Below are 26226 nucleotides of genomic sequence, written 5' to 3'. Positions count from 1 at the left end.
TCCGGACATGAGGGATTCCCACACCGGCGCCTCGAGCGGTCGCTCCGGTTGCCGGAGGCGGGCGGCCGCATACCGGCGGCACACCACCCCCGACAACCACCCCCCGACAACCGGAGCGAGACGGCACCTGGTCGTCTCCCGTCAGCTCAGGGACGGCGTCGTCCAGTCGCGCCACCGGTCGAGATCGCCCGGCCGGCTCGGCGAGATCCGGAAGTCGCCCGGGCCCTGGCCCGCGTCGAACAGGGACGCCTGGAGGTGCTGCCGCATCGGCTGGACCCACTCCGAGCGGTTCGCGCAGTGGTTGCCGTCCGAGACGGCGGAGACGTACGAGATGTTCCCCGCCTCACCGAGCGCCCGGTAGATCTCCCGGCCCGCGAGCGCCGCCGTCGCCCCGGAGCCCGCGCCGAGCCAGTCGATGTGCGGATTCTCCATGAGGAACAGGCCCCGCGGAGCGATCATGCCGATCACCTGGTGCGTGTCCAACGGGAGACCGGAGACGTTGCTCTGGTAGCTGCCGAACGCGTCGCCGAGCCACGGCTGCTCGCCGTAGGCGCTGCTCGGCGACTGGGCACCGGATTCCTGGGCGAGCCCGCGCATGATCGGCGCGCCGCCCGCGCCGGACTCGACAGGCATGGTGAGATCGATGCGCTGATCGAAGGCACCGGCCACGAACGCCCCCTTGCCGTAGCGCGAGCATCCGGTCACACCGAACGAGTCGGGGTCCAGCACGCCGCCGTCGTCGGCCTCGATCACGTCGATGATGCGGCTCACGCCCCAGCCCCAGGCCACGAGCAGCCCGGTTCCGCTGTTCGAGCCGTAGACGTCGTAGAACGCGCCGGACTTGTTGCCTCGTGACGTGCCCTCCTGCCCCACCACCAGCGGGTCGTACCGGATCACGGCGGCGCCCGAGCTCAGGATCGTCGCGGTGTCGCCGCCGAAGCCGCCGTAGACGACGACGGCGGGGAACGGGCCGCTGCCCCCGGGCGTCTCGACGCTCGCCGAGAAGCTCGTGCTCCGGCCCCCGTCCGAGACGTTCACCGTGATGCTCGACCCCGTCACCGTGCCGGTCACGCTGTCGGGCGGGCCGGGCTTCGTGCCGTACATCGTGTCCTCGGCGAGCTTCTTGGTCTCCGCCCGGCGACACCGCCAGTCGGACCGGTGCGTGATCCGGCTGCCGTCCGTCGAGAGGAACGGGTCGGGCAGCCGCGGATCGGCGCCCGGGCCACTGCCCGACACGTCGCAGTCGGAGCCGTCGAACTCGCCGCCGGATCCCGGCCCGGGGCCGGTCGGCGTCGGATCCGGGCCGGTCGGCGTCGGCGTGCTCCCGACGTCGCCGGTGCACGCGACACCGTTCATGGTGAAGGCGCCGGGCACCGGAGCGCCGGGCCCCGTGCCGATGAAGCCGAAGTTCGCGGACCGCCCGGTGCCGAGGCTGCCGTTCCAGGCGACGTTGCTCGCGGTGACCCGCGACCCGCTCTGCGTCACCCGCGCGTTCCACGCCTGCGAGATGCCCTGGCCGGACCCGAACTCCCACGTCACGTCCCACGACGCGACAGGGTCGCCCAGGTTGGTCACCGTGACGCCCGCCTGGTAGCCGCCCTGCCACTCGTTCACGACGTCGTACTCGACGGAACATCCTTCGGCCGCGACCGCTGCCGGTGCGGTCATCGCCGTCACGGCGCCCGCCGTGACCAGGGAGGCGACCGCGGCCAGGGCCACCAGCCGCCGGGCGGGACGGCCCCCGCGCGGCCGGCGCCGGACCTGTCGCGTGCGTGACCGTCCCGGCGGCGCCGGCGACCTCGACGACGCCGGCCGGGGCGAGAATCGTGCGGAATCCATGCGGATCTCCTTCGATCGGTGATGACCCGAGCACGCTACGAAAACGTTATCGATCAACCACCAGGCCCGGAAACGATTAGCCGGCGGAACCCGGCGCCGTCACCCGTCCTCGAGCAGGCCGCGAATGTCCTCCGCGCTCAGCCCGCCCGCGAAGGCACCGTCGTCGTCGTTCAGCACGGCGTCGAACAGCTTCGCCTTGCGCTCCTTGAGCGCCATGACCTTCTCCTCGATCGTCCCCGCGGACACCATCCGGAACACCATGACGTTGCGGGTCTGCCCGATGCGGTGCGTCCGGTCCACCGCCTGCGCCTCCGTCGCCGGGTTCCACCACGGATCGAGCAGGTAGACGTAGTCAGCCTCCGTGAGGTTCAGGCCGAACCCGCCCGCCTTGAGGGAGATGAGGAACACCGGGGCACCGCCCTCCTTGAACCGCCGGATCACCTCCGGGCGCCGCGTCGTGGACCCGTCGAGGTACTCGGTGGCGATCCCGGCGGCCTCCAGCCGGTCCCGGGCGAGGCCCAGGAACGACGTGAACTGGCTGAACACCAGCGCGCGGTGCCCCTCGGCGGCCACCTCCGACAGCTGCTCCGCCAGCACGTCGAGCTTCGCCGACGGGATGCCCGCGTAGTCGGGGTCCACGAGCGAGGCGTCCAGCGCGAGACGGCGCAGGATCGTCAGGGACCGGAAGATCGCGATCCGGTTGCCGTCGAAGTCGTCCAGCAGCCCCAGCATCCGCGACCGCTCACGCTGGAGGTGCCGGTCGTAGACGGCGCGGTGCCTGGTGTGCAGTTCCACGCCCAGCACCTGTTCCTGGCGTTCGGGCAGCTCCGGCGCGACCTGCTCCTTGGTGCGCCGCAGCAGGAGCGGCCGGATCCGGCGGCGCAGCCGCGCCACGACCCGGTCCGCCTCCTCGGCCTGACCGGGATCCTTCGCCCCCGCCTCGACCAGGCGCACGTAGTCCTCGCGGAACCGCCCCGGCGATCCGTACAGACCCGGTGCGACGATCGCGAGCATCGCCCACAGCTCCATGAGGTTGTTCTCCATGGGCGTGCCGGTGATCGCCAGCTTGAAGGGCGCGCGCAGCAGTCGCGCCGTCTCGTTGGCCCGCGTCGCGTGGTTCTTCGCGAACTGCGCCTCGTCCAGGACGAGGCCGCTCCACCCCACCTCGCGGAAACCCTCGTGCGCCAGGCGGAAGATCGCGTAGCTGGTGACGACGACGTCGGCGTCGCCCGCGACCCGGGCCACCGTGGTACCCGTCCGTCCGGGCGTCGACGACAGCGCGACGACGCGCAGGTCCGGCGTGAACCGCCCGGCCTCGGCCAGCCAGTTGCCCACCACCGACGCCGGTGCCACGACCAGGAATGGCTTGTCCCCCGGCTCCCGGCGCGGGGCGTCGCCGAGTCCCTCGCGCGCACGGGCAAGGAACGCCAGCGTCTGCACGGTCTTGCCGAGTCCCATGTCGTCGGCGAGGATCCCGCCGAGCCCGTGCTCCGCGAGGAACGTCAGCCAGGCGTACCCGCGCCGCTGATAGGGGCGCAGCTCCGCCTTGAGCCCGGTGGGCAGCGGTACCTCGGTCTCCGGATCCGGGAGGTCGCCGGGCCCGGAGGCCAGCGCGAGCAGGCCGTCGACCGAGCGCCGCCACGACTCGGACTGCTCGACGACGTCGGCCACCTCGGCGAGGTCGCCCCACAGGCTCGCGTTGTAGCGGGACAGCCGGAGCTTTCCGGGCCGGTCGCTGAGCCGGACCGCCTCGGCGACCAGCTCGCGCAGCCGGTCCAGGGACGGATGATCGGTCCGCAGCCAGGCGCCGTCGGGCAGGACGACGCGGTCGTCGCCGCGGGTCAGGGCCGCCAGCAGCACCGGCAGCGGCACCTCGCGACCGTCCACGCTCACCGCGACGCCGAGGTCGAACCAGTCCAGGTCGCCGGACTCGGCGGCGGAGACCGACACCGTCGGCGCATCGCTCAGCTCGGTGTAGTCGGGGCGCTCGTGCGTCTCGACGCGGACCCCGGCCATCGCCTCGAGCGCGGGCAGCACCTCGGTGCCGAGCTCCAGCACCGCCAGGCCGCCGACCTCGTGCCGGCCGACGAGCCGGAAACCGGAGAACGTCGAGCTCTGCCGTACCGCCGCCGAGGCGAGGGCCGCGATCCGCGCCTCCGCGGCGAGGTCACGCAGGTCGATCCCACCGCCGTCGCCGACGGCGTACCGTCGCCCGAGGGCGCCCGTGCCGTACTCCCAGGACCAGGTGACCGTCGCCCGGTCCGGCCCCGAGAAGACCGCCGTGCACACGAGGACCGGCTCCACCTCCTCCGGAAGGTCGAGGTCGCCCGCCGCCCGCACGGTCACGCGGCTGCGCAGCCGCGGGTAGTAGTCGGTGAGGAACTCCGGCACGTCACGTTCCGGGACGTCGAGCTCCGGCATGGCCAGCGCGTCGAGCTGCGCCTCCGTGAGCGGTTCCGCCGTCGGCCCGATCGTGATCAGGCGCCGGGTCGTGCCCAGCGGCGTCACCGCGAACAGCCCGTGCGCGCCCAGCGCCCCGCACTCCGAGTCCCGGCGCGGCTCCTCGCCGTCGAACCGGACCGAGGCGCCCACGCGCAGCCCGGACGCCCCGTCGGCCCTGCGGAGGTCCAGCGCCAGGTCCGACGACGACGCGAGGCGCACCTCGTCGCCGCGCCCGACACCCACCACGGGCACCCCGAGTTCTTCCGCCTCACCCAACAGCGGCCACAGCAGACGGCCGAAATCGCCCAGGTCCCGCCAGGCTCCGGACCCGTACCGCATCCCGGCGAGATCACCCAGCTCGGCGAACCAGGCCCGCACGCGCCGGTCCGCCCGTCCCGCCACCTCGCGGCCGACGCCGTAGCCGTACCCGTGGCGCAGCGAGTCCCACGTGACGTCGTTGCTCCTGCTCCACGTCCCCTTGAGGGTCCGGCGGACCGGCTTGGCCTGCAGCACCGTCCCCTCGGCGCGCTCGCGCACCTGGACCCCCAGGGCGAGTTCCGGCTCGGCCGCACCGCCGGACACGCGCGGCGCCCTCACGGGAGCCGCCGTGAACCGCCGCATCCAGCCCCGCCACTGCGTGTGACGCGGGGTCGCGGCCGAGCCGCCGGGCGGCACGTCCGCGCCCTGCTCGGCGTCCAGGAGCACCGCGACGACATGCTTGCAGTACGCGCCCACGGGACACGAGCACTCCGTCCCGGCCACCGCGTACCGTCCCACGGGGCTCACGGTGAACCGGATCTCGCATTCGTAGGGGCGACTCCTGGTCCCGCCGACCGAACCGGTCAGCACGCGCGCCGCGGGATCCCACATCCGGCCCAGCACGCGCCCGTCAGCCTGGTAACCCCGCCCCCGTTCGAAGGCGCCGCCGCCCACGAGATGCTTGATCGCGGCGATGCCGATGCGAGGCGGCGGGGTCGAGGGCACGAGAACAGTCTTCCATCCGCGCCCGGGACGGCGCGGCGTCATCCACAGGTCCCGGACGCGACGGAACGAGCCTCACACCTCGACCCTCAAACTTCCGAGCCGCCATGGGCGAACCGGCCCCGCACCGCCTCGCCGTGCGCGGGCAGGTCCTCGTCGTTCGCGAGCGCGCTGATGTGCCCGGCCACCTGCTCCAGCGCGTCCCGGGTGTACTCGATCACCTGGACCGGCTTGAGGAACGAGTGCACGCCGAGCGCGCTGGCGAACCGCGCGGTGCCTCCGGTGGGCAGCACGTGGTTCGATCCGGCCAGGTAGTCCCCCAGCGACACGGGTGACCAGGGCCCCACGAAGATCGCGCCCGCGTTGTGCACACGGTCCGCGAGCGCCGCGGCGCCGGCGGCCTGGATCTCGAGGTGTTCCGCACCGTAGGCGTCGACGACGGCGAGCCCGGCCTCGATGTCGTCGACGAGCACGATCGCGGACTGCGGGCCGTCCAGGGCCTTGGCGACGCGCAGGCTGTGCTTGGTGGCGGCGGCGAGGTCGGCCAGGCGCTCGGTGACGGCGTCGGCGAGCTCGGGCGAGTCCGTGACCAGGATGGAGGCTGCCATGGGGTCGTGTTCGGCCTGGCTGACGAGGTCGAGCGCGACATGCGTGGCGTCGGCCGTGCGGTCGGCGAGGACGGCGATCTCGGTGGGGCCGGCCTCGGCGTCGATCCCGACGAGGCCACGCACGAGGCGCTTGGCGGCGGCGACGTAGACGTTGCCGGGGCCGGTGACGACGTCGACGGGCTCGCACAGGGTCTCGCCGTCCTGCGGTGCGGTGCCGGCGGCTCCGTACGCGAACATCGCGACGGCCTGCGCGCCGCCGACGGCGTACACCTCGTCGACGCCGAGCAGCGCGCACGCGGCCAGGATGGTGGGGTGCGGGAGCCCGCCGTGGTCCTTCTGCGGCGGGGAGGCCAGGGCGATCCCGGGGACGCCGGCGGTCTGCGCCGCGACGACGTTCATGACGACGCTCGACGGGTAGACCGCCAGGCCGCCCGGCACGTACAGGCCGACGCGCCGCACGGGCACGTACCGCTGGCGGACGACGGCTCCCGGGGCAGGCTCCGTGACCCGCTCGGCCGGGACCTGGGCGGCGTGCACCTCGCGCACGCGGCGGATCGCCTCCGTCAGGCCGGCACGGATGTCCGGTGCGAGGGTGTCGAGGGCGTTCGCCAGCGCCTCGGGCGGGACGCGCAAGTGCTCGGGGCGCACGCCGTCGAAGCGTTCGGCGATGTCGCGCAGTGCACCGGCACCGCCGTCGCGCACCTGATGCAGCAACGGCTCGACCGCACGGGCGGCGTCGTCCACGCGCATCTCCGCGCGTGGCAGGGTGGCGAGCAGGTCGCGGCGTGCGACCGGGGCCGTCAGGTCGCGCCCGGTCAGATCGATGCGCTGGATCACGACGCCCAGTCTAGTTTCCCGGGGGTCCGACGACAGGGACGGCCAGGTGGTGGACGGAGGTGGCCGGAGTCGTGGCGCCGCGTCTTCCTCGCGGCGCGTGCCGGCAGGTGCGCCGCGCGGACCATCGACGGGAGGCACGCCCGCGACGGCGGTGCGTCGTGGGAGATGATGGGGGCGTGAAGATCCGTGATCCGCAGCCCGGTGCGCTGCCCGAACCCGAACGTGTCCCGATCCGGGACGAGTCGATCCGCCTCGGCCAGTTCCTCAAGCTGGCGAACCTCGCCGAGGACGGCGTGCAGGCTCGTGAACTCGTCACCGCCGGGGACGTGCTGGTGAACGGCCAGCAGGAGACCCGGCGCGGGCGGCAGCTCACCCGAGGCGACCGCGTGACGGTACGGGGCCCGGGCGGCGAGGAGAGCGCCGTCGTCGGCTGAGTCCGACGACGACGCTCCGGGGTCGTTCCCGCCCGCTCACACCGCCACGGCCGCGACCACCGCGGCGGCCAGCAGGAGGTCGTAGACCACGCAGGCCTCGGCGTACCACCGCCAGACGACAGCGTTGGCCCGATGGTGGAACGCGTCCCACACGGCGTGGCCCACGAGGCCGGCGGCCACCACGAAGGCCCCCGTCACCGGGTCCACCACGGACGCCAGCACCGCGATGCCGGCGAACGCCACGAGTCCCGCGGCCTGCAGCAGCGCCATGGAGCGGTCCCGGATGGTGCGTCGCAGCACCCCGACGACGGGATAGACGGCGGCGATACCGGCCACCATCCACGCGGGCACCGTCGCGTCGTCCCCGGCGACCGTGCCGACGAAGAGGAGCAGCGCGAGCGCGACGGGCCAGCGCCGGGCGAGCCAGGCCAGGTCCAGCCCGCGGCCGGCACCGTGACCGGCGGCACCACGACCATCAGCGCCGCGCTCCGCGGTGCCGGGGTCCGCGCTGCCTTGCTCGGCGCTGCCCTGCCCCGCGGCGCTGTGCCCCGCGTACTCGGCCGGGCGCCGGAGCATCGCCGCGGCCATCGCCGGGACCATGAGCACGTGACCCCAGAGGACGAGGCCCCCGTCGGAGACGAGCCCGGTCCAGTACAGCGGGAGCAGCACCACGAACGGCGCGGCCATCGCCACGTCCATCTCGCCGATCGCGGCCCAGCCGTGCCGGCGCAGCCGCATCCACAGCGTCATGCCCACGACCATGTCCAGCACCATCAGCATCGTGTCGAGGTCGGGCCGGGACGGGAACGCCGGGACACCGAGCGCGTCCACCGCCCAGGCGCGGGCCCCGCCCAGCACCAGCATCCCGACCAGCATGGCCGCGACCATCTCGGCCAGGTGGAGCAGGAACCGTCCGGCGGACCGCTCCTTCCGCGTCCCCGGCGTCGTGTCGTGCCGCACGTCCGCAGCCCGCGCCTGCGCCGGCCGCCGCCCGGGCCGCACCACCGGCCGCACCGCCGCGTCGATCGTCTCTTCGGTCATCGTGTCCTCCTCGGTTCGCCGGGCGGCGCCCGCCGCCTCATGAACCAGGGTTCCGCCCGGCGCGGGGCGTCCGTAGTGCCGGACACCACCCCCCGCCGGGCGGATGTCACGACCCGCCGTGACAGATGTCATGGCCTTCGCGACGGGCCACCCGGATCGGCCGCTGCGCTGCCACAATGGCGCCATGAGCACCGTGGCACCGGCGGTCCGGGACGACGGCGGACGCAGCCTGGCGGCGTTCCGCCGCAATGTCTGGTGGGGCCTCGCCGGCACGGTCGCGTGCGTGCTGGGGCTGGTCGTGGGCGACTGGGTGCTGGACCCCGGCGTCGCCGTCGTCGTCCGTGTCGTCACCGCCGTGGCGACGGCGGGCACGATCGTCGCCTGCGGGGCGCTGCTGGAGCTCCGGCTGCGTTCCCGGACGCCGTCCGCCGTGCTGACCGCCGGTGCCGCGACCAGCGGGCTCGTCGCGGGGGTGGTCCCGCTCGCGGTCGGCAACTTCGGGCTCTGGTCGCTCGCTCCCGCGGCGACCATCTCCGCGCTGGCCATGTTCCTGCCGGCACGCCGCGCCTGGGCGGTGCTGGGCGTCGCGGCGGTGGTCCTGCCGCTGGCCGGCGCGACCGTCGCGGTCCTCCTGGGCGAGCGGGACACCGCGCACGCGGCGTGGATGCCGTTGCTCATGGTGGCCGCGTTCGGGCCGACGACGCTCGGCATGCTCCACGCCTGGCAGCTCGCGGAGCGTCTCGACGACGCGCGCCGCCTGGCGGGCGAGCTCGCGGTGGCCGGCGAACGACTGCGGTTTGCGGGCGAGCTGCACGACGTGCAGGGCCATCACCTGCAGGTCATCGCCCTGAAGAGCGAGCTGGCCGCCCGGCTGGCACAGGCCGACCCGGAGCGCGCGGCGGCCTCGATGAGGGAGGTGCAGCAGCTCGCCCGGGACGCGCTGCGCGAGACCCGCGCGCTGGTGCAGGGCTACCGCCGCACCACGCTGGACGCGGAGCTCACCAACGCGTCCCGCGTGCTGTCCTCGGCCGGGGTCGTGGCCCGGGTGGAGGCCGACCCGGCGGCCGAGGCGGGCCTCGACGCGGCCGGGCGCGACCTGCTCGGCCTCGTCGTCCGCGAGGCGACCACGAACATCCTCCGGCACAGCGGCGCGTCGCGGGCGTCGATCGAGCTGACCGCCGACGACGACGGCGCACGACTGCGCATCTCCAACGACGGCGTGGACGCCACCGGGGCGCCGGACGGCACCCACGTGCTGCCCGGCGGTACGGGGCTCGCATCGCTGGCGGAGCGGCTCACGGCTGTCGGCGGGCGGCTCACCTGGGAGGCGGCCGGCGACGGGTTCGTCGTCACCGCGACGGTGGCCGTCCCGTGATCCGGCTGCTGATCGCCGACGACGAGGAAATGCTCCGCGGGGCACTGGCCGCGCTGCTGGAGCTCGAGGACGACCTCACGGTGGTCGCCCAGGCCGCCACCACCACCGACGCCGAGCGCCTCGCGGCCGCGCACCGGCCCGACGTCGCGGTCCTCGACCTGGAGATGCCGCCGGCCGACGGCCTGCACGCCGCCGCGCGGATCGGCGCCGAGCTGCCCACGCACTGCGTCCTCGTGACCCGGCACGCACGGCCGGCCGTCCTCCGCCGCGCCCTGACCGCGGGAGTGCGGGCCTTCGTCCCCAAGTCCACGCCCGCGGAACGACTCGCGGAGATCATCCGGGACGTTGCGGCGGGCCGCCGGTACGTCGACCCGGAGATCGCGGCGTCCGCCCTCACCGAGAACGAGTGTCCCCTCACCGACCGGGAGATCGAGGTGCTCCGGGCGGCGCGCTCGGGTGCACAGGTGAGCGAGATCGCCGCCGCCGTGCACCTCGCACCCGGCACGGTACGCAACTACCTGTCGGCCGCGATGGCCAAGCTCGGGGTCGCGACGCGGCACGCCGCGGCGCACCGGGCCTGGGAGGAGGGCTGGATCTGACGCCGCCGGGCCGGGTGCGCCCGCCTGCGGCCGGCGGGGGCGACGCGGGGTCAGGCCATGTACGTGCTGGCCATCACCTTGTCCGGGGTCAGGCGCAGGACGATGCGCTCGGGGTTCGGACCCAGTGCACGGTATCGCCTCGCGTACCGTTCGACGGCGGAGGCGATCTCGCCGGGATCCTCGCTGACCTCGATGTGTCCCTCCAGGGTGATCCAGCGGCCGCCGTCGACCTGGCAGACGGCGGCCCGCGGCGCTGCGCCGCCGGGCGGGTAGCCACGCGCGTTGCGCGCCTTGACCGAGCCGCGGTTCGCCGTGATGCGCACCACGCCGGCGGCCGCGTCCCACGTGAACGCCACGGGGACCACGTGCGGTGTGCCGTCCTGGCGGAGCGTGGTGAGCGTGGCCAGGTGCCGCTCGGTGACGAACACGAGCTGTTCCGGGTTGAGCCTGATCACCCGGCACGCCCCGCCGCGTCGTCGAATCCGAACGTGATGAGGCGCGGCACGTCCCGGCCGGAGATCTCGCGGGCACGGACCGCGTCCAGCACGACGGCCTCGTGCGGCACGAGCGAGACGGGTGGCTCGGCGAGCGGCACCCAGGCGAGGTCCGCCGTCTTCTCCGGTTCGAGGATGCGCGGGGTGCCCTCCCAGCGCGTGGTCTCGAAGAAGAAGTCCACGCGCTGCTCGACGGCGGGCCCGCCGGGCTCCCCCCGGTGCAGCACGGTGAGCGGCCGCAGGTCGGCCGGGTCCACCGTCACGCCCAGTTCCTCGGCGGCCTCCCGGACCGCCGCCTCGACGACGGACTCGCCCTCCTCGACGTGTCCCGCCGCGGCACACGCCCAGAAGCCGTCGCGGTACCCGGTGTTCTGCCGGAGCTGGAGCAGCACCTCCGTGGAGCCGGGCGCGCCCGGTCCGGGCGGCAGCCCTCTGCGGCCCGTGCCGCCGTTCCAGGGGGCCGGCGGCGCCTCCCGGCGCAGCAGCACGTACGCCGCCGGGACCAGGGCGAACCGTGTGTGGTCGCGCTCGTCGTAGCGGTCGTTGGGCACGGCCTCCTGCCCGGCGCCCTCCTCCCCCGCGTTCTCCCGTCCGGCGGTCTCTTCCCCGGCACTCTCTTCTCCGGAGATGCTCCCTGCCCCGGAGATCTCGTCACCAGCCACCACGGCGTCGGTCATCCCTTCCTCGCCCGTTCGCACCGTTCCCGCGTCCCGCACGATCCCCGCGTCGCTCATGACAGGCAGTTCTGCCCGAGCAGGGCCTTGAGGTCGCCGAACAACGCGGGCGTCTTCTCCACGCGCAGCGAGTCCGCGGCCCGCACGATCGTCCGCTTGCCCGGCTCGTCCACCGCCACGTGCACCTCGGCCGACCCGGGGTGGTCGGCGAGCACCTCGCGCAGACGCACCATCACCGGCTCGACCGCGCGGGTGTGCGGCACGGTCACGCCGAGCGGGGAGTCCGCGCCCACCGTGATGTCCGGCAGCGCGACCTCCATCGCCTGGAGGGAAACCTGCTCGTCGCGCTTGCGCACCTTCCCGCGCAGCACCACCACCTGGTCCTCGGCCAGCACCGTCGAGTAGGCCAGGTACGTCTCCCCGAAGAACATCACCTCGACGGCGCCCTCGAGGTCCTCGAGGGTGACCGCGGCCCACGGGTTGCCGTTCTTGCTCATCTTGCGCTGCACGGACGTGAGCAGCCCCGCGACCGTGACCACGGAGTTCTCCGGCCGCTCACCGTCGCCGAGCAGCGAGGCCACCGACGTGTCCGACGCCCGGGACAGCACGTGGTCCAGACCGGACAGCGGGTGGTCACTGACGTACAGGCCGAGCATCTCCCGCTCGAAGGCGAGCTTCTGCTTCTTCTCCCAGTCGGGCAGGTCGGGCACGTCCACCGCGAAGCTCATCCCGCCGTCGTCGCCCGCGTCGCCGCCGCCCAGGTCGGCGAACAGGTCGAACTGGCCCTCCGCCTCCTTGCGCTTGACGCTGATGACCGAGTCGACCGCCTGCTCGTGCACGACGAGCAGCGAACGCCGCGTGTGCCCGAGGGAGTCGAAGGCGCCCGCCTTGATGAGCGACTCGATGGTGCGCTTGTTGCAGACGACGGCCGGCACCTTGTCGAGGAAGTCGGTGAACGACGTGTAGGCGCCGCGCTCCTCGCGGGCGGCCACGATCGCGTCGACCACGTTCTTGCCGACGTTCCGCACGCCTGTGAGGCCGAAGCGGATGTCGCCCCCGACGGCGGTGAACTTCACGGCGGAGTCGTTGACGTCGGGCGGGAGCACGGTGATGCCCATGCGGCGGCACTCGTTGAGGTAGAGCGCCATCTTGTCCTTGTTGTCGCCCACGGACTGCAGGAGGGCGGCCATGTACTCGGCCGGGTAGTTCGCCTTGAGGTACGCGGTCCAGTACGCGACGAGGCCGTAGCCGGCAGAGTGCGCCTTGTTGAACGCGTAGCCGGCGAACGGGACCAGGGTGTCCCAGACCGCCTTGATCGCGCCGTCGCTGTACCCCTTCTCCTTGGCGCCCTTCTCGAAGTTGACGAACTCCTTGGCCAGCACCTCGGGCTTCTTCTTGCCCATGGCGCGCCGCAGCAGGTCCGCCTGGCCGAGCGAGTACCCGGCCATGATCTGGGCGGCGCGCTGCACCTGCTCCTGGTAGACGATCAGGCCGTAGGTCTCGTCGAGGATCTCCGCGAACGGCTCCACCACCTCCGGGTGGATCGCCTCGATCTTCTGCTGCCCGTTCTTGCGCAGCGCGTAGTTGGTGTGGGAGTTCATGCCCATCGGCCCCGGCCGGTACAGGGCGATGACGGCGGAGACGTCCTCGAAGTTGTCGGGCCGCATCTGGCGCAGCAGGGAGCGCATCGCCCCGCCGTCGAGCTGGAACACGCCGAGCGTGTTGCCGCTGGCGAGCAGCTCGTAGGTGAGCTTGTCGTCGAGCGCGACATCCTCGATGGCGACCGGGTCCTTGCCGTTCATCACGATGTTCTCGAGGGCGTCGTCGAGGATCGTGAGGTTGCGCAGGCCCAGGAAGTCCATCTTGATGAGCCCGAGGCCCTCGGACGTCGGGTAGTCGAACTGCGTGATGATCGCGCCGTCCTGCAGGCGCTTCATGATCGGGATGATGTCGATCAGCGGATCGCTCGACATGATCACGCCCGCGGCGTGCACGCCCCACTGCCGCTTCAGCCCCTCGATACCGCGCGCCAGTTCGACGACACGCTGCGCCTCGGGGTCGGTGTCGTGGAGCTGCCGGAACTCGGCCGCCTCGGCGTAGCGGTCGTGCTTGGGGTCGAAGATGCCCGACAGCGGGATGTCCTTGCCCATCACGGCCGGGGGCATCGCCTTGGTGAGCTTCTCGCCCATCGCGAAGGGGAAGCCGAGCAGCCGCGCGGAGTCCTTGAGCGCCTGCTTGGCCTTGATGGTGCCGTAGGTGACGATCATCGCCACGCGGTCGTCGCCGTACTTCTCGGTGACGTACTGGATGGCCTCACCGCGCCGGCGCTCGTCGAAGTCCACGTCGACGTCGGGCATCGACACGCGCTCGGGGTTGAGGAACCGCTCGAAGATCAGACCGTGCTCCAGCGGGTCGAGCTCGGTGATGCCCATGACGTAGGCGACCATCGAGCCCGCCGCGGAGCCGCGTCCGGGGCCGACGCGGATGCCCTGCTGCTTGGACCAGTTGATGAAGTCGGCGACCACGAGGAAGTACCCCGGGAAGCCCATCTGGACGATGACGTCGGTCTCGTACTCGGCCTGCTTGCGCACGGCGTCCGGGACCCCGGCGGGATACCGGCGGTGCAGTCCCTTCTCGACCTCCTTGATGAACCAGGAGATCTCGTCCTCCCCGTCCGGCACCGGGAAGCGCGGCATGTAGTTCGCGCTCGTGTCGAACGACACCTCGCACTGCTCGGCGATGAGCAGGGTGTTGTCGCAGGCCTCGGGTAGTTCCTTGAAGATCCGCCGCATCTCGGCGGCCGACTTCACGTAGTAGCCGGTGCCGTCGAACTTGAACCGGTTGGGGTCGTCCAGCGTGGACCCCGAGTTGATGGCGAGCAGCGCCTCCTGGCTCGTGGCGTCGTCCTCGCGGACGTAGTGCAGGTCGTTCGTGGCCACCAGCGGCGCGCCGATGTGCTCGGCCAGCTCCAGGAGCTGCTTGGTCACCCGGGTCTCGATCTCGAGCCCGTGGTCCATCAGCTCGACGTAGTAGTTCTCCTTGCCGAAGATGTCCTGCAGCTCACCGGCCTGCCGGACGGCCTCGTCCCACTGCCCGAGCCGCAGGCGCACCTGGATCTCGCCCGACGGACAGCCCGTGGTCGCGATGAGCCCTTCGGAGTAGCGCTCCAGGAGCTCCCGGTCCATCCGGGGCCACTTGCCCATCTGCCCCTCGATCGACGCCAGCGACGAGGCGCGGAACAGGTTGTGCATGCCGGTGTTGTTCTTGCTCAGCAGCGTCATGTGCGTGTAGGCGCCGCGCGCCGACACGTCGTCGGCCTCCTGGCCCGGCTCGCCGTAGCGCACGCGCGTCTGGTCGAACCGGCTGGTGCCCGGCGTCACGTACGCCTCGACGCCGATGATCGGCTTGATGCCCTTCTTCTGCCCTTGCGCCCAGAACTCGTGCGCGCCGAACAGGTACCCGTGGTCGGTGGTCGCGATGGCCTTCTGGCCCTGCCGCCCGACCTCGTCCATGAGGTCCCCGATCCGCGCCGCGCCGTCCAGCATGGAGAACTCCGTGTGGACGTGGAGGTGGACGAAATCCTCGCTCTTCGAGGCCGTGGAGGAAGCAGTCGCGGTCGGCATGGGCCGATCCTATGCGGGGTCACCGACACTGACGAAGGACGACGCGCAGGACTCCCCGCGACAGCCTCCCTCCACGGCCACGGCCTGCGCCGTCACCCGCTCAGCGGTACTCTCCGCCGACCGCGTCGAGTGCCGCCGCGAGGTCGTCGGGGTAGTCCGAGGACACCTCGAGCCACTCCCCCGTGGCAGGGTGCTCGAACCCGAGCCGCACCGCGTGCAGCCACTGCCGCGCGAGACCGGCCCGCGTGGCCAGCACCGGGTCCGCGCCGTACGTCAGGTCACCGACGAGCGGGTGCCGCACCGCGGCGAAGTGCACCCGGATCTGATGGGTCCGCCCGGTCTCGAGGTGGATCTCGACCAGTGACGCGGCGGGCAGCATCTCGAGCGTCTCGTAGTGGGTCACCGACGGCTTGCCGTCGGCGGTCACCGCGAACTTCCAGTCCGCGCTCGGGTGCCGCCCGATCGGCGCGTCGATGGTGCCCGACGTCGGGTCCGGGTGGCCCTGCGCGAGCGCGTGGTAGACCTTGTCCACGGTCCGCTCCTTGAACGCCCGTTTCAGCGCCGAGTACGCGGCCTCCGACTTCGCGACCACCATCAGGCCCGACGTGCCCACGTCGAGCCGGTGCACGATCCCCTGCCGTTCGGGGGCGCCCGAGGTGGAGATCCGGTAGCCGGCCGCGGCCAGCGCTCCGACCACGGTCGGCCCCGTCCACCCCGGGGACGGGTGGGCGGCCACGCCGACGGGCTTGTCGATCACGACGACGTCGTCGTCGTCGTGCACGATCCCCATGCCCTCGACGGGCACGGGTTCGACGAGGTGACCGCCGTCCCCGCCGCGCTCGTCGGGCACGTCGACCTCCAGGTTCGAGCCGGCCAGGACCCGGTCGGACTTGCCGACCGGGCGTCCGTCCAGCCGCACCGCGCCGGAGGTGGCCAGGTCGGCCGCGCGCGTCCGGGACAGGCCGAGCATCCGCGAGAGCGCGGCGTCGACCCGGTCGCCGTCGAGCCCGTCCGGGACGGGCAGCGTGCGCAGCGGCATCAGGCGGGCCCGGCGACGCCGTCCGCGTCCCCCGACGTCCTGCCGGCCTCGTCCGCCGCCTGCTCGGCGTGGCGCGAACCGTCGCTCTCCCGCCGGCCGTCGACCCCGATGCCCAGGAGGGACAGGACCGCGATCCAGACCGCGGCGACCACGATCGCGATGTCCGCCACGTTGCCCACGAAGAACCCGGCGTAGTCGATGAAGTCGACGACGTGCCCGCGCGCGAACCCGGGGTCCCGCAGCAGGCGGTCCGTGAGATTGCCGACGGCGCCGCCGAGCAGCAGGCCGAGCGACACCGCCCACCCGCGCGAGCCGATCCTGCGCATCAGCCGCAGGATCGCGATCACCACGACCACCACGATGATGGTGAGGACCCACGTCATCCCCGTGGCGATGGACAGCGCGGCGCCCGGGTTGTACACGAGGCGCAGCTGGAGGAGCTCGCCGATCACGCGGATCGGCTCACCGCCCTCGACGAGCGCGGACTCCGCCCACCACTTCGTGAGCTGGTCGGCGGCGAGGACGGCGGCCGCGAGCACGACGGTCCAGGTGATCAGGACGCGACTGCCCGACGGCGCGGGCGTGGCCGGGGCGTCGGTCTCGCCGCCGGCCGCGGCGGAGGATTCTGCGGGAGTAGACATCAGGCAAAGTCTCCCATGCGGCGCGCGCGGGACGGGCCCGCGGTGGACGGCCGTGTCCCGGGCCGTCCACGGAAGGCGGTTCCGTCCGCCGGGAACGGCACGAGGAAGCGCACCCACGAAAGAAGGTGAGGCCCTTTCCCGGAATCCGGGAAAGGGCCTCACCTGATGCGGCATCGTCGCTCACCATGCGGCGGCTGGGAGGATGCGCCGGCCGGTCTACGGACGCGTGCCGCGGACTACAGCGCCTCGGTCAGGAACCGGCCGGGGCGTTGCAGGCGTTGTAGCTGGTCACGTTGCCCGTGTTGAGCAGGTTCAGCGGGCCCTCCCAGTACCAGGGCAGGGCGCAGACGTTGTTCAGGATGTTGATCGAGCCGGCGCCGCCCATCTCGGCCGGCTCACCGTTGCAGGCGATGTAGTCGGTCAGGTTGCCGGTGGCGCTGACGTTGCCCGGACCGTCCCAGTGCCACGGCGCGACGCAGACGTTGTTCAGCACGTTGAGGCTGCCGTCGCCCGGGCCCTCGGCCGTCGTGACCGACGCGCTCGCGCCCGTCGCGGCGGCGCCCACCAGGCCGGCCGCCATCACCACGGCCGCCGCAGCGCGACCTGCCACGCGGAATCCTCGCTTCATTGTGTCTCCTCGAAATAGCGTCGAATGTAAAGCGATGAATCACACGCATGAATGACACGCGTGTGATTCATCGCGACGAGCATCTTCCGAGAAATTCACCTTGTCAATCGGAACTCCGCGAGGATCATCGACAAAGAATGCGACATTTCCGGATGGAATGCCTGGACAATGCACCAGCAACACCCGCAACACAGACATCACCACATTGATATCGGGTCACAATCGGCCTGGCACCGGCATCGACACCGGCCTTTCGTGCCCGCCTAGCGGCGTTCTTCGCGAGCCTTTGCCTCGACCGACAGGGTCGCCCGCGGAAACGCCTGAAGACGTGCCTTGCCGATGGGCAGGCCCGTGATCTCGCACACCCCGTAGGTGCCCGCCGCGATCCGCTCGATGGCATGCTCCGTCTGATCGAGCAGATCGCGCATGTTGTTCACGAGGGTCAGCTCCTGCTCACGCTCGAGCGCGCTGGAGCCGTAGTCCGCCTGGTCGTCACCCGCCCCGTCGCCGGAGTTGCGCAGGAGTTCGCTGAGCTCGGCGTCCGCCGCCTTCAGCTCGCCCTCCAGACGCTCCCTGTCCTCGAGCAGCAGCGCCGCGAGCTCCTCGACCTCGTGCAACGTCCATGGCTCCTCGCCATCACGCACCGGGAACTTCTTCACGTCTTTGGCAAGGTTCGGAAACGACTGCTTCAGCGCGGTGCGCGTCGTCGTCGAAAGCTTGGTCATGGGATCCCCTTCACGGCCGCCCCGAGTCAAGTCCGAGAAGCGTAAGCACAAGAAGCGGCCCGCACAACGGGACTCGCCGAACTGACGACGAGAACTCGCTGTGCGGACCGCTGTCGGTGCCGCCGCGCGCCGGTGGCATTGAGGTCGTTGTCCGGGGCCGGCGCTCGGCGCCCTTGCGACCGCGGGCGGGCAGGCCCGGTGGCCCGTTCCGCCCGCCGGGGCATCAGATTCCCTGCGCCATCTCCGCGGGACGACCCTGCGGCTGGCTCCCGCGCCCCTGCGGAAGGGCGGAACCCCGGGCGTCGAGGTCGCCCAGCAGGTTCTGCAGGAAGCTCTTCAGGCGCGTGCGGTAGTCGCGCTCGAAGAGGCGCAGCTCGTCGATCTTGCGCTCCAGCAGCGAACGCTCCTGCTCGAGCTGCGACAGGGTGCGGTGGCTCGTCTCCTCGGCGTCCCGCACGATCCGGGCGCCCTCGGCCTTCGCCTCGGAGATCAGGCGGTCGCCCTCCTCCTGGCCGGAGCGCACGTAGTCGTCGTGCAGCTTCTGGGCCAGCTGGAGCATGCCCGTGGCGTTCTCCGGCTCGGGCGCCCCCTGCGGGGCCGCCATCGGCGCCGCGACCGGCGCCGGGGCCGGGGCGGCCTGGCGCTGGGCTGCGCCCTCACCGCGCGAGAGCTCCGCGATCCGTCGCTCGGCGGCCGCCAGCTTCGAGTGCAGCCCCTCGTTCTCCTCCTGGACGGACGTGAGGGTCCGCACCACCTCGTCCAGGAAGTCGTCAACTTCCTCGACGTCATACCCTTCACGGAACTTTGTTGCAGAGAACTTCTTGTTCAGGATGTCCTCAGCCGTCAGCAGTGCCATACATGTCACCTCAATGCCTTGAAGCCGGAATTGCTCGGCGGACACCCGCACTCACCGGTGATGGTGGCTGCCTGGTGCGCCCGCCGGGTTCCCACGTTAGCGGATTGTTACCGGGCTGGACACCAGGACCGCGCCCGGTCACGAATTCATCACAAGCCCGCCCGCCATCGCATGACGCGGGTCACAGTCATGCCGTCGCAATGGCGAGACCGCCAACGATCGACCTGGCAATAACCACCAGAAAGAAGAGCGCCATGAAAGCAAGGTCCAACTGGACCGAGCCCAGTCGCAGCGGCGGGATGATCCGCCGCAGCACCCGCAGGGGCGGGTCGGTCACGGTGTAGATCGCCTCGGCGAGCACGAGGACGACGCCGGACGGCCGCCAGTCCCGGGCGAAGTACTGCACCCAGTCGAAGATCAGCCGCCCGATGAGGAGGAGCAGGAACACGAACAACGCGAAGTCGATGATTCCCCAGAACAGAGCCACGAGGCCAACCTACGCGACGCGTCTGGGAACGCGGTAGCAGCGCGCCGGGGACACCCGGACGCGCCGAGCGCGCCGGGCATCACGGGGATACCCGGCGCGCTCGGCCGGAGGGCTGGAGAGGATCTCGCGGAGGTGGTGTCAGCTCTGGTTGTAGAACGCGCCCTTGCCCGTGACGGGCGGCTCGGCCACGCGCTCCTCGCCCGCGATCTCCACGTGCTCCGGCGACAGCAGGAACACCTTGTTGGTCACGCGGTCGATCGAGCCGTGCAGGCCGAAGATCAGGCCGGCCGAGAAATCGACGAGGCGCTTGGCGTCGGCGTCGTCCATGTCGGTGAGGTTCATGATCACCGGCGTGCCCGAGCGGAACGCCTCACCGATCATCCGCGCGTCGTTGTACGAACGCGGGTGCACGGTGGTGATCCGGCGCAGCTCGGACGTGGACAGCGCGACGTGATCGGGCGCGCCCTCGGGGTGCAGCGGGGTCACCTGGGCGTGTCGGTGCTCCTGCACGGTCTCCTCCACGTCCTCGTACTCGTCGTAGTACGCGTCCCGCTCGCCCTGCTCGTCGGCGAGGCCCAGATACAGCATGGTCTTTCGAAGCGCTCCGGCCATCGCTCTCTCCGTTCGTCGCCCTCTTGCGAGTCCTTCTCCGCCATCCGGTCTGCCTGCATGCGTCCGCACGGATCCGTGCGGCTTGACAAAAGTAGCCTGGCGCGATCCGACACCGAAGTGCGACACGCCGTGCCATGACCAACTTTGCCAAAGTTGTTCAGCTCATGCCCACTGAAATTACAAGCCTGTGCTTCCGCAGGTCAGGACTCGAACGGTAGCCGGGGTGACTGACAGTCGAGGGGCGCGACGTCGGAGAGCAGCGCAACCACGCCCGCCTGGCGGCCCGTGGTCGTCCCACGGGCGGTCGCGCGGCGGTGCGAGTAGAGCTCCTCGTCCTCGAGCGTGCAGCGCGGGATGCGGGTCACGGCGACCCCGGCACCGGCGAGCTGCGCCCCGACCGCCGCGGGCAGATCGAGGGACGGCGTTCCCCAGGACGTCTCGGCGAAGGCGGCGGGCTCCACGGCGGCGACCTCGTGACGGAGCTCCTCGGGCACCTCGTAGCAGCGTCCGCACACCGCCGGGCCGACCGCGGCACGCACCCGGCCAGGCCGGGCACCCCGCTCCGTCATCGACTCCAGCGCGCGCAGCACGACACCCGCGGCGACGCCCTTGCGCCCCGCGTGCGCGACACCGACCACCCGCGCCTCCGGATCGGCGAGAAGGACGGGCACGCAGTCCGCGACCAGGACGCCGAGGCCCAGGCCGCGCTCGGCGGTGACCAGCGCGTCGCCGTCGCCCGCGGTGTCGGGGACGGGGTCGGCGTGCCAGCGCCGGCGTTCCCCGGGGCCGAGGGGGATCACCCGGGCGGAGTGCACCTGCGTGGCGAACGCCACGGGGGCGCCGCCCAGGACCGCGCCGAGCCGGGCCCGGTTCGCCCGGACGCGACCGGCGTCGTCGGACACGTTGAGCCCGAGGTTCAGGCCGGGGCCGGACGGCCCCGCCCACGGCGCCGGGGAGACTCCCCCGGCCGCCGTGGTGAAGAACGCCCGCACGCCCGCGCCGAGATCGACGGGGATCGTGCCGATGCCGGTCGCCGCCGTCATGAGCACGGGCCCACCGGGCCGTGCGAGCTGCCGTGCCGGCCGCCGCACCGTCCGCCGTACGAGGTCACGTCGCCACAATCACTTCAGGAAGTCCGGGACGTCGAGTTCCTCGGACGACCGGCGCGACGCCTCGTCGAACAGCGGCGGCACCTCGACCCGCGCCCCGTTGCCCGAACCACCCTCGGCGTTCCGCCGCTCGAACGCGGGCGAGACCACGACCGCGGGCTCATCGAGGCTCTCGGGCACGTCGTCCCCGCCGTCGTCGGTCACGACGTGCGGCAGCGTGGTGACCGCCGCGGGCGGGATCGACACGGGACGGTCGTCGCCCGGGGGCGCCGGCACCGGTTCCGGCGCCCGGCGCGCCGCGTCCGACGAGACGGTCGGCACCTGGGCCGTGGCGGGGGCGGAGGAGCGCCCGCCCGCGACCGTGCCCAGCGCGCCGGAGTCCTTGCGCTGCTGCGGCACGCCGCCGTCGAACCCGGCGGCGATGACGGTGACCCGCACCTCGTCGCCCAGGGCGTCGTCGATGACCGTGCCGAAGATGATGTTGGCCTCCGGGTGCGCGGCCTCCTGCACGAGGCGCGCTGCCTCGTGCACCTCGAACAGCCCCAGGTCGCTGCCGCCCTGGATGGAGAGCAGCACGCCGTGGGCGCCGTCGATCGACGCCTCGAGCAGCGGCGAGGAGATCGCCAGCTCGGCGGCCTGCACGGCGCGGTCCTCGCCCCGGGCCGAGCCGATGCCCATCAGCGCGGACCCGGCGCCCTGCATCACGGACTTCACGTCGGCGAAGTCGAGGTTGATCAGGCCCGGCGTGGTGATGAGGTCGGTGATGCCCTGGACACCGGAGTGCAGCACCTGGTCGGCCGAGTGGAACGCGGAGATCGCGGAGACGTTGCGGTCCGACATGGACAGCAGGCGGTCGTTCGGGATGACGATCAAGGTGTCGACCTCGTCACGCAGGTTCTCGATGCCCTGGTCGGCCTGGACGGCGCGGCGGCGTCCCTCGAAGGTGAACGGGCGGGTCACGACGCCCACGGTCAGCGCGCCGAGCGACCGCGCGATGCGCGCCACCACCGGGGCACCGCCCGTGCCCGTGCCGCCGCCCTCGCCGGCGGTGACGAAGACCATGTCCGCGCCGCGCAGCACGTCCTCGATCTCCTCGGCGTGGTCCTCCGCCGCCTTCTTGCCGACCTCGGGGTCGGCCCCGGCGCCCAGGCCGCGCGTGAGCTCGCGCCCGACGTCGAGCTTGACGTCGGCGTCGGACATGAGGAGGGCCTGCGCGTCGGTGTTGATCGCGATGAACTCGACGCCCTTGAGGCCGACCTCGATCATGCGGTTGACGGCGTTCACACCACCGCCACCGATGCCGACCACCTTGATCACTGCCAGGTAGTTCTGCGGAGTTGCCACGTCGTCGCCTTTCGATCCGGGTCCTTGCGACCTCGCCCCCTGTCCCGCGAGAAAGTCTCAGGTTAAGGTAGAGGGTTAGTGTTATGTCACGTTGCTGCTGACTCCGACGGTATGTGTGTACCACTGCCGGTCCAAGAACATCGTCGCGCGTGTCGCGCCACGATGCACGCTCGAATCACACCGATGTCATTTCGCCGCGGCACGCGATCTCCCCGGCACGGCCGGAGCACGATCGGCGCCACCGCCGTCGGCACGTGACCGGGCTGCTCAGCGCGTGACCGGAAGGTCCGGGGACGAGACGTCGATGATGCGCGCGTCCGGCTCGGCCCGGCGCAGGGTGGTGACCACGCGCGCCTTCAGCTCCAGGCGGTCGCCGCTGCCCCAGACCACGGCCGTGCCGTCGTCGAGCCGGGTGCGCACGTCGTCCTGGGTGTCGGCCGTGACCGACGCGACCTTGCCGGCGAGCCCGGGCGGGAGGGCCGCCATGACGTCCAGCGCGGCGAAGAGGGCGGCGCGCGATCCGGCGTCGTCGGACAGCGGCACGCCGACCACGGGCACGTCCTTCGCGGAGGCGGCGGTGCCGACGCGCACGGCGTCCTCGTCGAGCAGCGCGTACGCCTCGCCGTCGGGTACCGCCACCACCGGCTCGCGGGAGGTGAGTTCGACCGTCAGCCCCTGCGGCCAGGCGCGCATGATCCGCACGTCCTTGACCCCGTTCAGGCCCAGGACCCGTTCCCGCAGCGCGACGGTGTCGAGGCGGGGCAGCGGCACGCCACGCTCCGGGAGGATCTCGTCGCGGACCTCGCCGACATCGACGGTGGTGCCCTCGCCCGAGATCGCGACCTGCCCGGGGTCGAGTGCGAGCAGCGGCGAGAAGAAGGCCAGCCAGCCCAGCGCGACGGCGATCGCCGCGCCGCCCGTCGCCCAGGCGGCGCGGCGCCAGAACCGGATGCGCGCCATGGCCTTGCGCTCCGCGTCGCGCTCGGCGAGCCGGTCGACCATGCTCACCGGGCCCGTCGCAGGGCGAGGGCGGTCCTCCGGCGTGCCCTGGGCCGGGGTCCGGTCCCGCGTGGGACGTTCCTCGCGCTCCGCCCCGGGTGCCGGGGGCTGCCCCCGCCGTGCCGGGGTCGACGGCGGTCTCATGCGCGCACGTTCCCCGCCGCCCGCAGGTCACCGGCCGCGACGCGCTCGGCGAGCCGGTCCAGGATCTCCGGACCCAGGATCGTGACGTCCCCCGCCCCGACGGTGAGCACGAGGTCTCCCGGCCGGGCCAGGTCCGCGACCTCGCGCGCGGCGTCGTGCATGTCTTCGACGGCGTGCGCCGTGGCCGGGGACATCTGGCCGGTGATCGTGCGCGGGCCGACCGCGGGGTCGGGGTCCTCGCGCGCCGCGTACACGCCGGTGACGACGACCTCGTCGGCGCGGGAGAGGACGCGCGCGAAGTCCGCGGCGAAGTCCCGCGTGCGCGAGTACAGGTGCGGCTGGAACAGCACGAGCACGCGGCCGGGTGCGGCCACCGTGCGCGCGGCGTCCAGGAGCGCCGCGACCTTGGTGGGATGGTGCGCGTAGTCGTCGACGACGCGCACGCCGCCGGCCTCGCCCCGCGGCTCGAACCGGCGGCCCGTGCCGACGAACGCCCGGGCCGCCGCGACGGCGTCGGCCGGCGCGACGCCCAGCAGCACGGCCGCGACGACCGCCGCCGTGGCGTTCAGCGCGTTGTGCCGGCCCGGCACCGTCAGCCGCAGCGTGAGCGGCTCCGGCCCGAGCACCGCGCCGCTCAGGGTCGCGGTGGATCCGTCCGCCGCCGTGGTCAGGTCCGTGATCCGCACTCCGGCGCCGCCGGACTCGCCGTAGGTGACGACCCGCCCGCCGGACGCGGCGGCCTCCTCCGCGACGGCGCGCGAGCCGGCGTCGTCGGCGCACGCGACCAGCGTCCCGCCGGGCGCCAGCCGCCCGGCGAACTCCACGAACGCGGCGTGGATGGCCTCCGCGGTGCCCCAGTGGTCCAGGTGGTCCGGCTCGACGTTCGTCACGATCGAGACGACCGGCACGTAGTTGAGGAACGAGCCGTCGGACTCGTCGGCCTCGGCGACCAGGATGTCCGACGAGCCGAGGTGCCCGCCGGGGGTCTCGCCGTCGGCCGTGCGGACCGTGCTGCCGATCGCGTACGACGGGTCGGCCCCGGTCTCGCGCAGCACGGCGGCGAGCATGGCCGACGTCGTGGTCTTCCCCGCGGCGCCGGCCACGGCCACGCCACGCCCGCCCGCCATCAGCGCCGCGAGCGCCTCGGACCGGTGCAGGACGCGCAGCCCGGCCCGCCGGGCGGCGGCGAGCTCGGGGTTGGTCTCGCGCACGGCGCTGGAGACGACGACGGTGTCGGCCGGGCCGGGGCCGTCGACGGGGCCCGGACCCGCCGGGCCGGGGCCCTCGCCGTCCTCGCCGGTGACGTGCGCGGCGTCGTGCCCGACCCAGACCGGGACGCCGGCGGCGCGCAGCCGGGCGACGGCGGCGGAGTCGGCGCCGTCGGAGCCCTGCACCGGCACGCCCCGGGCGTGCAGCAGATGGGCGACGACGGACATGCCGGCGCCGCCGATGCCGATCATGTGCACCCGGCCGAGGTCGGCTGTCGCATCCCGGTCGTGTCTCCCCGGTTCGCCATCGGGGCTCCGCCCCAGGTCAGGTACCGTGTGGGTCACGCGATCGCCTCCGCGACGAGGTCGACGACGCGGGCGGCGCCGTCGCGCACGCCGGCGGTCGCCGCACCCTTGGCCATGACCTCGAGCCGTTCGGGGTCGCCGAGGAGCGCGGGGATCGTCCCGGCGACCCAGTCGGTCGTCAGGTCGGCGTCGTCGACGAGGAGCCCGCCGCCGGCCTGGACGACGGGAGCGGCGTTGAGCCGCTGCTCGCCGTTGCCGATGGGCAGCGGCACGTAGACGGCCGGGATGCCGAGGGCGGCGAGCTCGCTGACCGTGCCGGCACCGGCCCGGCACACGACCACGTCGGCGACGGCGAGCGCGAGCTGCATCTCGGCGAGGTAGTCGCGCACCTGGTAGCGGGCCGCGGCCTCGGCGGGCAGGGCGGCGGCGATCTCGCGGACCGGGCCGTCCTTCTCCTTGCCGGTCAGGTGCAGCACCTGGGCGCCGATCGCGGTGATGGCCGCGGCGGCGCCGCCGACGGCGCGGTTGAGGCTGACGGCGCCGAGGGAGCCGCCGGTGACGACGAGGGTGGGCCGGGCCGGGTCGAGGCCGAGCGCCGCGGCGGCACGGGCGCGTGCCCCGGCCGCGTCGGCGGCGCGTTCGTCGACGAGGCGGGCGATCTCGGCACGCAGCGGCAGGCCGGTCAGGACGCCTCCCTTGAGCACGGTGCCGGGGAACGTCAGGCCGACCCGTGCGGCCCAGCGGGAGCCGAGCCGGTTCGCGAGGCCGGGGCGGGCGTTCTGCTCGTGGATGACGACGGGGACGTCCTTGCGTCGCGCAGCGAGGTAGGCCGGGGTGGACACGTAGCCGCCGAAGCCGACGACGGCCTGGGCGTCGATCTCCTCGATGGCGGCCTCGGCGGCGCGCACGGCGTCGCGCAACCGGCCGGGCAGCGCGAACAGGTCGGCCGACGGCTTGCGGGGCAGCGGCACCTTGGGCACGTGCCGGAGCTCGTAGCCGCGGGAGGGCACCAGCTCGGCCTCCAGGCCGAGCGCGGTGCCCAGGGCGAGCAGCCGCGCCGCGGGCTCGCGGCGACGGATCTCGTCCGCGACCGCGAGCAGGGGGTTCACATGTCCTGCGGTACCGCCTCCGGCGAGCACGACCGATCGGACATTCGTCTGGGTCAACTCAGTTCCACCTCG

Annotated in this window: 22 protein-coding genes; 3 read left to right on the top strand and 19 right to left on the bottom strand. The window is 72.8% G+C overall.

The window, feature by feature from the left end; genetic code table 11:
* Window positions 1–141: 141 nt before the first annotated feature.
* From IIE03_RS25840 to hisD, 3 genes are all read right to left on the bottom strand, one after another.
* Entirely contained in the window at window positions 142–1839 is a 1698-nt protein-coding gene (locus IIE03_RS25840; RefSeq protein WP_225997658.1) for a cellulose-binding domain-containing protein, read from the bottom strand.
* A 99-nt stretch (window positions 1840–1938) separates the two neighbouring features.
* Complete coding sequence (locus IIE03_RS12200; RefSeq protein WP_318842952.1) at window positions 1939–5265, bottom strand: DEAD/DEAH box helicase; 3327 nt, start codon at window positions 5263–5265, stop codon at window positions 1939–1941.
* Window positions 5266–5351: 86 nt separating this feature from the next.
* Window positions 5352–6707, bottom strand: coding sequence for a histidinol dehydrogenase (gene hisD / locus IIE03_RS12195; protein ID WP_192863031.1), 1356 nt, complete (start codon window positions 6705–6707; stop codon window positions 5352–5354).
* Window positions 6708–6883: 176 nt separating this feature from the next.
* Between hisD and IIE03_RS12190 the strand changes: the two genes are divergently transcribed.
* A complete protein-coding gene (locus tag IIE03_RS12190; protein WP_318842951.1) occupies window positions 6884–7141 on the top strand; it encodes an RNA-binding S4 domain-containing protein in 258 nt (85 codons plus the stop codon).
* Window positions 7142–7177: 36 nt separating this feature from the next.
* On the opposite strand, the gene IIE03_RS12185 is transcribed toward IIE03_RS12190, so the two are convergent.
* On the bottom strand, window positions 7178–8182 hold the full coding sequence (locus IIE03_RS12185; protein ID WP_192863030.1) for a hypothetical protein: 1005 nt from the start codon (window positions 8180–8182) through the stop codon (window positions 7178–7180).
* A gap of 184 nt (window positions 8183–8366) precedes the next feature.
* Here IIE03_RS12185 and IIE03_RS12180 point away from each other — a divergent pair, with 184 nt between their 5' ends.
* Both IIE03_RS12180 and IIE03_RS12175 read left to right on the top strand, forming a co-directional pair.
* Window positions 8367–9557: a sensor histidine kinase gene (locus tag IIE03_RS12180; protein ID WP_192863029.1), complete on the top strand. Its 1191-nt coding sequence runs from the start codon at window positions 8367–8369 to the stop codon at window positions 9555–9557.
* Window positions 9554–10156 carry a response regulator transcription factor gene (locus IIE03_RS12175; RefSeq protein WP_192863028.1) on the top strand — a complete coding sequence of 201 codons (603 nt, stop codon included), beginning with the start codon at window positions 9554–9556 and terminating at the stop codon, window positions 10154–10156. Before IIE03_RS12180 ends, IIE03_RS12175 begins: the two co-directional genes overlap by 4 nt.
* Window positions 10157–10206: 50 nt before the next feature.
* Here IIE03_RS12175 and IIE03_RS12170 read toward each other — a convergent pair whose 3' ends face one another.
* The 15 genes from IIE03_RS12170 to murG form a co-directional block, all read right to left on the bottom strand.
* A complete protein-coding gene (locus IIE03_RS12170) occupies window positions 10207–10611 on the bottom strand; it encodes a pyridoxamine 5'-phosphate oxidase family protein (protein ID WP_192863027.1) in 405 nt (134 codons plus the stop codon).
* Entirely contained in the window at window positions 10608–11384 is a 777-nt protein-coding gene (locus IIE03_RS12165; RefSeq protein WP_318842950.1) for an NUDIX domain-containing protein, read from the bottom strand. The genes IIE03_RS12170 and IIE03_RS12165 overlap by 4 nt, the downstream gene beginning before the upstream one ends.
* Window positions 11381–14947 (bottom strand): DNA polymerase III subunit alpha, encoded by a 3567-nt coding sequence (dnaE, locus tag IIE03_RS12160; RefSeq protein WP_192863026.1) that lies wholly within the window; start codon window positions 14945–14947, stop codon window positions 11381–11383. Before dnaE ends, IIE03_RS12165 begins: the two co-directional genes overlap by 4 nt.
* A 100-nt stretch (window positions 14948–15047) precedes the next feature.
* Window positions 15048–15986 carry an RluA family pseudouridine synthase gene (locus IIE03_RS12155; protein WP_192863025.1) on the bottom strand — a complete coding sequence of 313 codons (939 nt, stop codon included), beginning with the start codon at window positions 15984–15986 and terminating at the stop codon, window positions 15048–15050.
* A complete protein-coding gene (locus IIE03_RS12150) occupies window positions 15986–16627 on the bottom strand; it encodes a signal peptidase II (RefSeq protein WP_192863024.1) in 642 nt (213 codons plus the stop codon). Before IIE03_RS12150 ends, IIE03_RS12155 begins: the two co-directional genes overlap by 1 nt.
* 250 nt (window positions 16628–16877) lie before the next feature.
* Window positions 16878–17237, bottom strand: a complete 360-nt coding sequence (locus IIE03_RS12145; protein WP_192863023.1) for a hypothetical protein — start codon at window positions 17235–17237, stop codon at window positions 16878–16880.
* A 281-nt stretch (window positions 17238–17518) separates the two neighbouring features.
* Complete coding sequence (locus IIE03_RS12140; protein WP_192863022.1) at window positions 17519–17980, bottom strand: TraR/DksA family transcriptional regulator; 462 nt, start codon at window positions 17978–17980, stop codon at window positions 17519–17521.
* Between the two features lie 223 nt (window positions 17981–18203).
* Entirely contained in the window at window positions 18204–18836 is a 633-nt protein-coding gene (locus IIE03_RS12135) for a DivIVA domain-containing protein (RefSeq protein ID WP_192863021.1), read from the bottom strand.
* A gap of 187 nt (window positions 18837–19023) precedes the next feature.
* On the bottom strand, window positions 19024–19323 hold the full coding sequence (locus tag IIE03_RS12130) for a YggT family protein (protein ID WP_192863020.1): 300 nt from the start codon (window positions 19321–19323) through the stop codon (window positions 19024–19026).
* 138 nt (window positions 19324–19461) lie between these two features.
* Window positions 19462–19935, bottom strand: a complete 474-nt coding sequence (locus tag IIE03_RS12125; RefSeq protein WP_192863019.1) for a cell division protein SepF — start codon at window positions 19933–19935, stop codon at window positions 19462–19464.
* A gap of 200 nt (window positions 19936–20135) precedes the next feature.
* Window positions 20136–20978: a purine nucleoside phosphorylase YfiH/LACC1 family protein gene (locus IIE03_RS12120; protein ID WP_192863018.1), complete on the bottom strand. Its 843-nt coding sequence runs from the start codon at window positions 20976–20978 to the stop codon at window positions 20136–20138.
* A 78-nt stretch (window positions 20979–21056) separates the two neighbouring features.
* Window positions 21057–22388, bottom strand: coding sequence for a cell division protein FtsZ (ftsZ, locus tag IIE03_RS12115; RefSeq protein WP_192863017.1), 1332 nt, complete (start codon window positions 22386–22388; stop codon window positions 21057–21059).
* A 267-nt stretch (window positions 22389–22655) separates the two neighbouring features.
* On the bottom strand, window positions 22656–23531 hold the full coding sequence (locus IIE03_RS12110) for a cell division protein FtsQ/DivIB (RefSeq protein WP_192863016.1): 876 nt from the start codon (window positions 23529–23531) through the stop codon (window positions 22656–22658).
* The gene (gene murC / locus IIE03_RS12105) at window positions 23528–25084 is read right to left on the bottom strand and encodes a UDP-N-acetylmuramate--L-alanine ligase (RefSeq protein ID WP_318842949.1); all 1557 of its coding nucleotides are present in this window, start codon (window positions 25082–25084) and stop codon (window positions 23528–23530) included. The genes IIE03_RS12110 and murC overlap by 4 nt, the downstream gene beginning before the upstream one ends.
* Window positions 25081–26211 carry an undecaprenyldiphospho-muramoylpentapeptide beta-N-acetylglucosaminyltransferase gene (murG, locus tag IIE03_RS12100; RefSeq protein ID WP_192863015.1) on the bottom strand — a complete coding sequence of 377 codons (1131 nt, stop codon included), beginning with the start codon at window positions 26209–26211 and terminating at the stop codon, window positions 25081–25083. The genes murC and murG overlap by 4 nt, the downstream gene beginning before the upstream one ends.
* Window positions 26212–26226: the final 15 nt, after the last annotated feature.

Origin of the sequence: Myceligenerans pegani, assembly GCF_014892515.1 — a bacterium.
Classification (GTDB): Bacteria; Actinomycetota; Actinomycetes; order Actinomycetales; family Cellulomonadaceae; genus Myceligenerans; species Myceligenerans pegani.
The sequence above is the reverse complement of the archived record's forward strand: the minus strand, read 5'-3'. Positions and strand labels throughout refer to the sequence as shown.